The organism is Neolewinella lacunae (assembly GCF_014349155.1).
GTDB classification, from domain to species: domain Bacteria; phylum Bacteroidota; class Bacteroidia; order Chitinophagales; family Saprospiraceae; genus Neolewinella; species Neolewinella lacunae.
Genome location: NZ_JACSIT010000153.1, coordinates 197205 through 209314, shown reverse-complemented (window position 1 = coordinate 209314; position 12110 = coordinate 197205). Strand labels below are relative to the sequence as shown.

The window sequence follows — 12110 nt, the reverse complement described above, 5'->3', positions numbered from 1 at the left end:
CTTAGGCAACTTGTTGAATGTTCCAAGTTTCGGTGTCCGTTTTCAGTAGCCGACCCGTTAGATTCTCCAGAATCGACTGCTGCCGGCTTTCCCAGTTGGCAATGTTTTCGGCGATGGGGGTAAGGTCTTTTCCTGCCCAGGTTTCAATTGCTGCGTGCAGATCTTGAGCAATTACGTCGTGTGCTAAAACATCCCCCCAGCCCAAGGCTGCGATGCGCTCGGAATTGAAGCGTTGCTCGAAAAAGCTTGGAAAGCAAAGGGAGGGTTTTCCTGCGGCCAAGGCCTGGTACAAACTTCCGTTGCCGCCGTGGCAAATGACCAAGTCTACCCGTGGGATTAGCGTATTAAAATCGGCAAACTTGATGTCCCGTACGTTATCGGACAACTCGAGGTCACTGGGGCTGCCACAAACCAAAAATTCGTAATCCGCCAGGGCGGGATCCGCTAGCTTGTGCAGGAAGTCATAATTACCTGAACTTCCCATGGTGACCATGATGCTTTTTTTATCCAAGCGCACCGGAATATCCTCGGCGCAAAGACCCTGCGGGAAAAAACGGAGGGGGCCGATGGCCTCCACCGTTTCAGGTAGCTCCGACTTGATGGGATGAAATAGGGGGCTGTCACAAATCCAGGTTTGGTCACCTTCTAATTCCAGTGCCAGATTGAGCTTTTTGGTTAATCCATACTGCCGGCGTAAGAAACGAAACTCCTTTTGCGAGCGCGTTACGGCGATGAAACCTTCTCGATCGACTAATTTCGAACGGTAGAAAGGAGGTACGTCAATGATGTCTTCCGTAATATTTGGTAAGCAATCGGGCATTTCAAAAGGGACGTCGCAGTACCTACTCAAGTAAGAATTTACAACGCTAACGTACTTCACACCGCTCATCTCTGCGGCCATACTGAGCGTAGGGCTCATGTCTCCCAGAACGAACGATGGCTTGTAATGCTCGATCGCCGCTCGTTGGGCCAGCATTACTTTTTCCATATCGGTCCGTGGCCAGTTCATTACGTCTTCCCGGCAACCATTGGCTACTAATTCTTTCTCGGCCAGCCGTAAGCAGGGAAAAGTTTTGAAGCCTTGTCGCTGTACCACTTTGTCATAGTCAGATTCCTGGAATATAAACTCAAAGTGCTTTTCCAGTAACTCCGCGATGCGTAAGCAACGGGTATAGTGCGCGAGCAAGTCGAAGGCGAAGACGAGAACTTTTGGCTGGTTGGACATGACGCTTAATTTGCTGAATGAATGAGGGAGGAGGAGTGTTTTTGCAATTGGTTAAGGGTTAACCAATTGTAAAAATTCACGCTGATGGTAAAGGGGGTATCTGCCGCTAAAGTGCATTGATAACCACGGGCGATCGGGAGGCTTTTGAGAAAATAGGTGTTACCGTTTAGCCGAACCTGGTTGCTCAAGGCTTCCAGGTTGCGGTAATTTATTCGCATTCCCAAGCCCAAGAGTTTTGAAACGGCTTCTTTACGTGACCATAGGTAGGTCGCTTTTGCTTGACTATCTCCGACCCACGCTAGTTCCGCTTTAGTTAGTACCAACTTTAATTGGTGCTCGCCAATGGGCCGTTCCACTTGGATGTCAATTCCCACCCGGTTTTGGTTGTTGCTGATGGCGCAGACCGCAATTTTGTCCGAGTGGGAGATGTTGAAATCAGGGAATGAATTCAGGTATGGCCGACCGGTTTCCGTCAGGGACCAAACTGTCTTTTGATCTACCAGTCTGTTTTCTTCCCCTAAGCCCTGTAGAAGAAGCTGTCTGCTCAATAAAGACATCCAGCGTTGGCGGGGTCTTTTGTACCGCAGGATAGACTCTCGGAAGGAAGTATTCGGCAATCCAGATACCGCAAGAGCGATCGACTCCGCTGAAAAGTCGAACTGAGCGCCAAAGACCCCACAGTGTACCGTATATGATTTCATGCTGCCATTACTTCATCGTTACAGATGCTGATAAATGTGTTAAGGTGTTTATTCGTTATTGGCTTGGACTAGCCTCGTTTGCTATAAATTAAAAGAGTGTATTTTTTGAAAAGGTGAGAGGAGAACCAAGCGAACTTGGTCCTCCTCTCCCTTTTGGGAGCTTAAGTTATGCGCTTAAACCATGCGTACTTGAATATCGGGGACTTCAACGTTTCCGCCGACGTCGCAGCGGCTGGAAGCCTCAGCTTCTACGGCGGTGAGGTGAACCATTTCCAGGCGCTGCTCGAGCTCGACGATCTCGAGGCCTTTGGTGAGGTCCTGGGAAGTAGGGGTGGTAATTTGCTTACTCATGATGAAAGGAGTTGATGAATGAAAGAATGGAGGATGGTGATGGGAGCGCTTCATTTGCTGGGGCTAAGCCACCAAAATCACGCAGGTTATATGGTGTTAGGCTAAAGCAAGCCGGGCTTGACTTAGGCCATGCGTACCGAGATTTCGGGCACTTCTACGTCTCCGCCGACGTCGCAGCGGCTGGAAGCCTCAGCTTCTACGGCGGTGAGGTGAACCATTTCCAGGCGCTGCTCGAGCTCGACAATCTCGAGGCCTTTGGTGAGGTCCTGGGAAGTAGGGGTAGTAATTTGCTTACTCATGATGAAAGGAGTTGATGAATGAAAGAATGGAGGATGGTGATGGAAGCGCTTCATTTGCTGGGGCTAAGCCACCAAAAAATGCGCAAGGTTGGAGGAACTTAGGCTAAAGCAAGCCGGGCTTGACTTAGGCCACGCGCACCGAGATTTCGGGCACTTCTACGTCTCCGCCGACGTCGCAGCGGCTGGAAGCCTCGGCTTCTACGGCGGTGAGGTGAACCATTTCCAGGCGCTGCTCGAGTTCGATGATCTCGAGGCCTTTGGTGAGGTCTTGGGAAGTGGTGGAGGTAATTTGCTTACTCATGATGAAAGGAGTTGATGAATGAATGAAAGAATGGAGGATGGTGATGGAGGCGCTTCATTTGCTGGGGCTAAGCCACCAAAATCACGCAGATTATATGGTGTGGGGCTAAAGCAAGCTGGGCTTGACTTAGGCCATGCGTACCGAGATTTCGGGCACTTCTACGTCTCCGCCGACGTCGCAGCGGCTGGAAGCCTCGGCTTCTACGGCGGTGAGGTGAACCATTTCCAGGCGCTGTTCGAGTTCGACGATCTCGAGGCCTTTGGTGATGTCTTGGGAAGTGGTGGAGGTAATTTGCTTACTCACGATGAAAGGAGTTGATGAATGAAAGAATGGAGGATGGTGATGGGAGCGCTATGTTTAATGGGTTTAAGCCACCAAAAAATGCGCAAGGTTGGATGCTGTCAGGCCAAAGCCAGCTAAACGTAACCTACGAGATGCGGGCCTCGATTTCTGGCAACTCGACGTCTCCGTCGATGTCGCAGCGGCTAGAAGCCTCAGCTTCTACGGCGGTGAGGTGAACCATTTCCAAGCGCTGCTCGAGCTCGACGATCTCGAGGCCTTTGGTGAAGTCTTGGGTAGTGGGGGTGGTAATTTGCTTACTCATGATGAAAGGAATTGATGAATGAAAAAATGATGGTGAAGGTGACGTTTTGTTTAAGGGAAACCCTGACAAAGTCGTCTGTTATTAGCTATTATTGGCTGCTGGGCAGCGTAGAGCGTAGGTGATGATTTCTCTTAAGGAGTGAGATGTTTTGCATGCCACAGTTAAGGCCGGGCCCTAATCTTGACTATTGATTTAGGCCGCGAGCACTTCATTCTCGATATTTTCCTTGATGAGGATACCGCGTTGGAAAAGGTCGCTTAAAATGCTCGGGGGGAGAATTTCTGAAATGACTTTTCCTGGAGCTACTTTGATTCTCTGTAAAAGCAGGGCTAGAGCATTCGAAATCGCCATGATGTCGAGATTATGCGAGTCCAGTAAGTAGGACTTGGAATCCTCCTGAAAAATACCAAATCGGTCTTCGTTGTAACTGCACCACTCTGGTATACTCCAATTGGCGTTCATTTGCTGCGTAGTAGCTGGGGCAGTATCCTTCGGTAGCCAGATGTGCAGGCGGTCAAAAATTTCCCACAACTCCGGAGCTGCTTTTACGTAGCGTTCCAAATACAAATAACTAAGTTCGCAATAGGCCCGTACAAAGCTGTCTCGGGTGGAGTAGTCAGAGGGGTAGAGGACGGGGAAGAACCGTACCGCAAACCCTTGTGCATCACTTTCCACCATAGCAAATACGATGGGTAGTTTAAGTTTGTAGGCTAGGCTGGCGGTACCCTGGCGAGCGTATATTTCTCGACCTAAAAAGGGTACGCGTTCCATTCTGTTACGGTCAAAATAACCTCCTTGCCCTTCAAGGCCATCGGCGTAGACCAGCATGCTGTTGCCCTGGCGGACTTTTTGCATCATTTGGATCATGTTGCTAAAGTCTCGGGGGTTGATGACATCGGATTCCGTCAGCACCACCGGGCCATGTACCAGTTCATTTGCCTCGGCCTTTTGGGTCTGGTAGGCCTTCATCTGTTCAAAATACTTGGCTCCGTTGGCCAAGACGGAGAACTTTACTCCTTCGTTCAATAGAAAGCCGCCCAAAAGATTGTAAGCACCGTAGTGGAAGGAACTGACCATTACCGCCTGACTGGTTGCTAAGGGAAGAGCTCCGTAGTCGTCGATAATTCGGTAGTTTGCCATTGCGTAAGCCAAATTTTCGGTGTCGTATTGTTTTGGCGCTTCTTCCTTCAAAGACAGATGACGCTGAAAAAGTGCTTCGTAATCTGCGCCCGGAGCGTCTCCAAAGAAATGACGGTGGTTACCCCGGAAGAATAGAAAGCGCTTGCGCATGGGGTGATCTACCCGCTCCAGACCTACGCTTTCAAGTTGGCTTTCATGATTAGAACTCATGGCTGTGTATTTTTTGTAGGCCACTCCGCACTGCTTGCTTGCAGGCCTGATGGTTGATGATTGATTGGTGAACGATTCCTGCTTTTTAACCCTTAGGCAAAATTGAGCCTTGGAGAAGAGTGCATTGAATTTCTTACGAGACCAATTTGGTGAGCGTTTGCTTCCGGCTGCGGGGGCTGTTGCCCTCTTTCAAGGCTGTTGCTGAAGCTTACTCTTCCTCCGGAGCAGCTGTAGCTGGTCAAGTCATCCCTTGTGTACAATGTTAGTACTGGAAGAGGTGAGCTGTACTTTTAAGCAAGTCCTATTTGACGCCTTGCAAAGGTTCGGCTAGATGTACTGAATGAATTTCTTCCATCCGTAGCGAACAAGGCGGTAGCCTAAGAAACTAGTCATGAAAAGGACAACAAACAGGCGGAAAAAGAAGGAGTATTCTACATCTCCTAAGAATTCTTGCCAGCTCAAATTACTCGTGGCAATGGTATTAGACACCGATTCCACAGACATGGCGACGTAGCGGCCAATAAAGAAAAACATGACGCCGAAGAAGATGTAATTGGAGGCCGCATAAATCAGTAGGGGCCAGTTGGTTTTTTCCTTATACCCCGTTTTGTAATCGTGCCACATTTGGTACGGGAGAACTATGCTCTTGCCCATGAGATTCGGGATGTTGAATAGGTCAGAATAGATCCAGTACCCATCATAGCGGAGAAATGGAATCAAAGAGTATAGAATGACCGCTACGTTGGTGTAGATCAGCGTGGTAAAAACGGAGGAAGTGGGGTAGGCAAGGGCTAAGCTGATAAGTATGGCATTGATAATCAGCTGGAAGTACACTCCCCCAAGGTTAATGACTATGCGTTTGTACTTATTCAATGACCAAGCTTCGGAAACATCGGCAAAGAAAACGGGGAAAATCAGGTAAAAGCCAAAGCTGATCTCGTGGGGCTTCATCCCGAAGTATTTAGTCGCCGCGGCGTGACCCAATTCATGAATGAAAAAGACTGCGAATAAGATCAGGTACGCAGAAATTAATTCGTTGAAGGTTAGGCTGACTGTGGGTCGTTCTACCAGTAGGTAGTAGAAAGCGGTGAGGGCCAGCGAGATCAAGGATAAGGTAATGGCCGCCGATGGTGTGAACAACTTGGCAAGTGGCATGGTGATCTTGTCCAGCACATTACCCCCCATCAGTTTTAATTTGAAGTGGATATAGCTGGACCTCTGGCGGGTTTGAGGTTCACTATCTCCGTCTCCTTTGGGGTTGATCTGCTTTTTTATGTTTTCGAGCGCTTTCTCGACCTGTTCCACGTTGATTTCTACGGCAAGGTCTTTACGCAGATCCTCTACAATCTCCACTGGCGACCGGAGGGATTTTGCACGAACGGCAATCTCGTACAACAAGGGGCCAATGTAGAAGTATTTTCCATCAACGGAGGCCAAGTACTGCTCGCCATCGGTTGGTTTGAGTTCTAATTGATCGAAATTCATGGTAATAAACTTTTAATTTTTAAGAAATGCAGGGTGAGAACGGTGGGCCAAGAGGAGCTGGCGGGTCCTTACCCCAAGCAAGGAGCGGTATTTCAGGATAAGCAAGTGTCGGTTCCTCTTCTTGAGCGCAACGGCTTATGTCAAGGAAGCGTGCCGCACCTAAATCGCGGGTAGTGGTATGTATTGGATGCTCAAGAGCAGTGGGCTCTTTAGATGATTGCGCCGCCCCCGTCGATATTCAGGGTCTCTCCGGTGATGAAGGACGCTTTATCTGAGCAAAGGAAGCCGATAAGGGAGGCTACCTCTTCCGGTTCGCCAAAGCGCTTCACCGGAATACTTTTGGCGCGCGAATCCTCGTCAATGTCCGCAATCATTTCCGTGCGGATGTAGCCCGGAGCTACAGAATTGACCGTTACGTTGCGTTTGCCTACCTCTTTAGATAGGCTTTTCGTGGCGCCAATGAGTGCAGCTTTACTTGCCGCGTAGTGGGTTTGCCCCTGGGGGCCAACCAGGCCAGCCATGCTCACCACGTTTACAATGCGTCCGTAGCGTTGTTTGAGCATCGTGCGTAGTACCTGCCGGGATACGTGGTAGAAGCCATCTACGTTGGTATTGAAGACCGACTTCCATTCTTTTTTATTGATCCAGACGAAGAGGTTGTCGCGGCGCAGGCCAGCGTTATTGACCAAGACTTCGATCACACAATCGGGGTTCGATCTGATCCAGCCCCCCAAAACGTTTTCTACTTCTTCCTCTTCGCTGATGTCGAACTTGAGGCACTCGGCAATCCGGCCCGTTTCGTTCACGGCGCGGGCGGTTTCCACAGCTGCTTCGCCATTGTTGAGGTAGTTGATCAAGACGTTGTACCCCATGCGGGCCAGTTCGATGCAGGTCGCTCTACCTATTCCGCGACTTCCCCCGGTTACCAGGGCGTATTTATTGGTTAGATTGGGCGTATTCATCAGTTAAATGATTTTTTGTTCCCATCATGATTGGTAATCGTCCGTGGATCAGTGTCGGAAAGTAAATTAACTACGGCGTGGGTAGACTCGTACATGATGGCGTCTTGGCTGAAGGCCGGTACCAGTTTGCGTACGCTGTCGTAAAGGTTGCGGGTAGCAGGTGCCAGAGCGTCTTGGATGCCGAGCGCATCAACGGCTTGGACGGCCGTGAGAAGTTTGACGCCCAGGATTTCGAAGGTGTTTTCGATTACTCGGTTGGCCATCAGCGCTGCGTTCGCGCCCATGCTGACAATGTCCTGGTTGTCGTTGTTACTCGGGATCGTGTGGATGTAGACTGGGCTACACAGGGATTGATTTTCAGATGCTGTTGAAGTAGCCACAAACTGTGCACCTTGCATGCCGAGGTTTAGTCCCAGCGTTCCCATGTTGACGAATGGGGGCAGTTGCTGATTGAGCTTGTCGTTGAGCAAATAGTTCAATTGCCGTTCAATAAGTAGGCTCAGTTTCGTAATGGCGATCTTGAGTTTGTCCATGGAAAGGCTTACGTAATCGCCGTGGAAGTTTCCTCCATGGAAGACGTTTTCGTTGCGGTAGTCGATGATCGGATTATCGCTGACGCTGTTGAGTTCGTCTTCTACCGTTTTTTGAGCATCGACTAAGGTGTCAAGAATTGGCCCCATGATTTGGGGGAGGCAGCGGATGCTGTAGTATTCCTGGACCTTGTCATCCAAGCGTTTGTTTTCGTGGGCCCGGTAGAGGTGGTCGGAACGGTCGCGCAGGCGTTTGCTGCCCAAGAGGATTTCCCGCAGGCGGCTGGCGGCTTGCTGCTGCCCGGCGTGGGCCTTTACCCCGTTGAGTTCTTCGGAGTAGTAATCGTCGTAGCTGCCCACAATTTCGATGAGCAAGGCGGAACTCAACTCCGACCATTCCAGCAAGCGGCGGGCGCGAATTACGTTTACAGCGCCGTAGCCCGTCATTGCTGAAGTGCCATTTAAAACGGCCAGGGCTTCTCTGATTCTTGGCAGCAAGGGTTGCCAATTTTGCTGGGCAAATACCGCCGCTGCGGGCTTGTCCTCACCGTCAATCCGGACTTTACCTTCGCCAATCAGGCACAAAGCCAGATGCGCAAGTTGTACAAGATCTCCGCTGGCTCCCAGGCCGCCGTGCTCGTAAATGTGTGGATTGACGTTGGCGTTAATCAGCTTGACCAGCAATTCTGCCCACTCAGGATGGATGCCACTATAGCCTTTAGCGAGGCTGCTCAAGCGAGCGATCATCAATCCCCGGGTTTGGGTTTCACTGACTAACTTTCCTGAGCCGGAACAGTGGCTGCGAATCAGGTTGAGTTGCAACTCCAGGTGCTTATCGTCGGGGATCTTGTAAGGAGCCATCGGTCCGAAACCGGTATTGACGCCGTAGATGACCTTATCGTCCGCGAAATCTTTCAAAAACTCGTGGCCACTGTTGAGCTCCTGCCAGGTTTGTGCCGTCAGGCCCACTTTGGCATTGCCGTATAAGACTTTTTCGAGGGACTCAATGCTCAGTCGATTAGCGCCTACCCAGCAGGTTTCGGCATTGAGCACCTGGTCAACTTTTTCGTATGCTTTACTCATGATTGGTTATTTTTTTACCCCGTGAATAATGGCTTGAACCAACTCAGCTTCGGAAACTCCAGGGTAACCGACAATGCTTATCCGTTCAAAATTTAAAGATTGAAGTAGCGCTCGGTAAGTCTGCGTGGTCGCTACTGGAGAATAGGGTAGGCGCAATCCATCATCAGGTAGCCACCAGCCGGGTGTTGTGCCAAATGATACCGTATTTACGGCCAGATCGTGCGCTATTTCGTTGATGTAAACGTTCCCTTGGGGCGCTAATAGCCACGCGGTATTGCGTAGGGTATCCCTTAGATCGGGAGTGGCGTGCAGAACGTTGGTGGCAAATGCAATGTCAAAACTTTCGGCTGAAAAGCCTTGTGCTTCAGGGTCCTGGCCGATGTCCAGGAGGCGAAAGTCAAAGGAGAAGTCAAAGTCTTTAAACGCTTGCTTAGCACGCCGCAGGAAACTGTTGCCAATGTCCGTAAAGCAGAAATGAACGCGGTTGCCATAAGGACGCAATGCTTCCAGCATCCGCATCGTGCCTTTCCCACTTCCCGCACCGATTTCGAGAATGCGGATTTGCCGATCGGGCGTTTCAGACCAAATTTCAAAGCATTTTTTGACGATCTGCTCCGCAATAAGGCCATAGTACACTTCCTGGATGTGGTCGCCGTAAATCGCGGTGCTGTACGCGAAATTGTCTGCGGAAAAAAGCAACTGTACGCCGCTAAGTTCGCCTTGCAGCACGGCAGGCAGGTTTGGGATGCAAATGCGGGCCAATTCAAATCCTGGCCGAATCGCTTCCATTGTCTGTTGATCCAAATTCAGAACGGATAACCCTTCATTGTACAGCGAGGCCACTAATCGGTCTAAAGACGCTGAATCGAAAGCGTTGAGCGTATACCATCCATCCACCTCGCTTAAGTGTCCGGATCGTACCAAGGTCTTTAGGAGGGCTACAAACAGTTGGCTTTGGCTCTCCTTGACGCCTAATTCCCGGGCTAAGTCATCAGCCGTAAATTTCGCGGTCGAAAGCTTGTCCCCAGACCACTCAAGCATGGTCTTGGCCAGTAAGCTGCTGACCGCCGTAAACCGCGTTTCATTGCCTTTTACATACTGGTCGTAACTGTGTATTTTCTCACCGTGAAAGGCCGTGGATGGCTGAGTGATTAGTGACATTTTATGAATGTTTAATTTCGTATATTAGACGTTGAAAGGGCTCTTCTCGCTACGCTTTGGAGTACTTATTTATTAAAAATAATAAAGCAAAATAAATAAAAAAAGCTCTCCGTATTTACGGAGAGCTTTAGAGGAATACGTCATTTTAAATGGCGTAGTGGACGAGACAGTGCGTGCAGAATTTTGATGATGATTTACCTTGTGAGTTACCGGTTTAAGCTGGAAGGCACCAGAGCTGAACAATTGAATCCCCGCCCTGGTGCTGCTTCGCGTAAACTTGCCGGATAAGTAAACACGTGCATTAATCTATAGAAAACAATAGTTCGGCGTCTAATTCACTTCGCGTTTACTTTGGCAATAATTGATATTTATTTTCGCGAATCAATAAAGGTGATGGGCTTGCGGCCGCTTCCGGGGAACTGGATTCGATTTATTTCGCCTTCGGAAATTTGCAGCAGCGTTGGCTTTATTCTGAGCCGGGCGCTGCATATTTCTAGTAAGCAACGGTGGAGGAGTTTTTCATCCGTATCGGGCAAAGCAGTGTAGAGAATCCTGAGGTCGTCTTGCCCGTTGCAATTGGTAAATACTTCAATGACGTATTTATCTACCTCCGGCAAAGAATTTAGGGCATCGTGAATGGCGGGTGGGTAAATGGTGGTTCCCCGCACTTTGAGCATCTGGTTTTTGCGGCCGATGACGGGGCCAATTCTCGGCGTGGTTAATCCACAAGAACAGGGTTCGAGGTGGAGCTGTACCAAGTCTCCGGTACGGAAGCGAATGAGGGGCATGCCTTCAATGCCCAGGGTAGTGACCACCAACTCGCCGGTTTCGCCCGGAGCGACCGGTAAACCTTGCGGGTCAAGGACTTCAATTTCGGTTAATTCCGGGTTGTGGTGCCCACCTTGTCCGGCCCAGCATTCGGTAAACGCTGCCCCCATCTCGGTAGAAGCGTAAGTGCTGTGTAAAGACAGTTCTGGCCACGCCTCATGCAAGCGCCTGCCCAGTTCATTCCAACTGAAATCAGGCTGCCGAATGCTCTCCCCAATGCAAACTACTTTGCGCAGCGAGGTGGAGCGGTAGTCTATGCCATGCTCCTGGGCAAACCTGATCATCCGCAGCAGAAACGACGGCACGCAGATGATGGCCGTGGGTTTTTCTGCCAGGATACAATCCCATTGCCCAAGTAGGTTGCTCACCCCCTGCCGGATGACGGAGGCCCCAATTTGCCGCAGGCCCAGAAAATAGGCCAGCCCGGCCATAAAACGCTGGTCAATAGTGCAGCACAGCATCACCGAATCTTCACGGGTGATCCCAGCCGTAGCTAATGAATTGGCCTCATTGGCGGTCAGGCGGTGCAGGTCCGCCTCGGTCAGCACAAAGGGCGTGGGTGCCGACGTAGTGCCCGAGGTGCACGACCGATCAACGATGCGATCAGGAGGTACACAAACGAAACGCTGGTAATCCGGAGCAATGTCTGCTTTGGTCGTACAGGGGATACGCCGGAAGTCTGCGTAGGTTTTAATATTATTCGGATTGATTCCGAGGTCGGCAAAGAGCTTACGGTAGTACGGGCTAAATGCCCCTACGTAGTACAAAGTCTTGCGGACCCTCGGTGGCAGCACATGCTTCTGGGCAAAGATGAAGGGGTTGGCGTACTTAGTCATGGTATTTTAGATTTACGGTGGGGGAAGTCACCCGGTACTTCGCTACCATTTTTACGGCGGGCTTTTGGTCGGCACTCAGCGTTCCGCGCAGCCGCCAATCTTCTCCACCCAGGTTGCTGATGCTGATCTCAACCGTTACCTCCGGCGTCTGTAGTGGATTTACGAATCCCAGATATTTAATGGACTCTACTTCCACCGGTTTTTCCAAGCCCGAATAATGCGCTGCGGCGAGCTGCGTAATGATTTCAAGCGAACACACTCCCGGAGTAATGGGGTTATCCGGGAAATGCCCACGGTAAATCGGGTGCGCTGCGTTGATCGCCAGCAGGAAGTTGCCCCCGGCGGCGGAGAGCGTTTGGCTTTTGACAGTGAATAGTGTATTTATGAAATGCAT

General features: G+C 50.3%; 14 protein-coding genes. All 14 read right to left on the bottom strand.

Annotation, left to right across the window (positions count from 1 at the left end; all coding sequences use genetic code 11):
* Position 1: 1 nt before the first annotated feature.
* The gene (locus H9S92_RS20870; protein ID WP_187468642.1) at positions 2–1225 is read right to left on the bottom strand and encodes a glycosyltransferase; all 1224 of its coding nucleotides are present in this window, start codon (positions 1223–1225) and stop codon (positions 2–4) included.
* Between the two features lie 5 nt (positions 1226–1230).
* The gene (locus tag H9S92_RS20865; protein ID WP_187468641.1) at positions 1231–1926 is read right to left on the bottom strand and encodes a 4'-phosphopantetheinyl transferase family protein; all 696 of its coding nucleotides are present in this window, start codon (positions 1924–1926) and stop codon (positions 1231–1233) included.
* 174 nt (positions 1927–2100) lie between these two features.
* Positions 2101–2277 carry a hypothetical protein gene (locus tag H9S92_RS20860; RefSeq protein ID WP_187468640.1) on the bottom strand — a complete coding sequence of 59 codons (177 nt, stop codon included), beginning with the start codon at positions 2275–2277 and terminating at the stop codon, positions 2101–2103.
* A 122-nt stretch (positions 2278–2399) separates the two neighbouring features.
* On the bottom strand, positions 2400–2576 hold the full coding sequence (locus tag H9S92_RS20855; RefSeq protein WP_187468639.1) for a hypothetical protein: 177 nt from the start codon (positions 2574–2576) through the stop codon (positions 2400–2402).
* 124 nt (positions 2577–2700) lie between these two features.
* Entirely contained in the window at positions 2701–2877 is a 177-nt protein-coding gene (locus H9S92_RS20850) for a hypothetical protein (RefSeq protein ID WP_187468638.1), read from the bottom strand.
* A gap of 126 nt (positions 2878–3003) precedes the next feature.
* Positions 3004–3180 carry a hypothetical protein gene (locus tag H9S92_RS20845; RefSeq protein ID WP_187468637.1) on the bottom strand — a complete coding sequence of 59 codons (177 nt, stop codon included), beginning with the start codon at positions 3178–3180 and terminating at the stop codon, positions 3004–3006.
* Positions 3181–3304: 124 nt separating this feature from the next.
* On the bottom strand, positions 3305–3481 hold the full coding sequence (locus H9S92_RS20840; RefSeq protein WP_187468636.1) for a hypothetical protein: 177 nt from the start codon (positions 3479–3481) through the stop codon (positions 3305–3307).
* A gap of 192 nt (positions 3482–3673) precedes the next feature.
* Positions 3674–4831: a lysophospholipid acyltransferase family protein gene (locus tag H9S92_RS20835; RefSeq protein ID WP_187468635.1), complete on the bottom strand. Its 1158-nt coding sequence runs from the start codon at positions 4829–4831 to the stop codon at positions 3674–3676.
* 327 nt (positions 4832–5158) lie between these two features.
* The gene (locus H9S92_RS20830) at positions 5159–6316 is read right to left on the bottom strand and encodes a zinc metalloprotease (RefSeq protein WP_187468634.1); all 1158 of its coding nucleotides are present in this window, start codon (positions 6314–6316) and stop codon (positions 5159–5161) included.
* Positions 6317–6525: 209 nt separating this feature from the next.
* Entirely contained in the window at positions 6526–7278 is a 753-nt protein-coding gene (locus H9S92_RS20825) for an SDR family oxidoreductase (protein WP_187468633.1), read from the bottom strand.
* Complete coding sequence (locus H9S92_RS20820) at positions 7278–8891, bottom strand: HAL/PAL/TAL family ammonia-lyase (protein WP_187468632.1); 1614 nt, start codon at positions 8889–8891, stop codon at positions 7278–7280. Before H9S92_RS20820 ends, H9S92_RS20825 begins: the two co-directional genes overlap by 1 nt.
* A gap of 6 nt (positions 8892–8897) precedes the next feature.
* On the bottom strand, positions 8898–10052 hold the full coding sequence (locus H9S92_RS20815; RefSeq protein ID WP_187468631.1) for a class I SAM-dependent methyltransferase: 1155 nt from the start codon (positions 10050–10052) through the stop codon (positions 8898–8900).
* A gap of 368 nt (positions 10053–10420) precedes the next feature.
* On the bottom strand, positions 10421–11716 hold the full coding sequence (locus H9S92_RS20810; protein ID WP_187468630.1) for a phenylacetate--CoA ligase family protein: 1296 nt from the start codon (positions 11714–11716) through the stop codon (positions 10421–10423).
* Positions 11709–12110 carry a hotdog family protein gene (locus H9S92_RS20805; protein WP_187468629.1) on the bottom strand — a complete coding sequence of 134 codons (402 nt, stop codon included), beginning with the start codon at positions 12108–12110 and terminating at the stop codon, positions 11709–11711. Before H9S92_RS20805 ends, H9S92_RS20810 begins: the two co-directional genes overlap by 8 nt.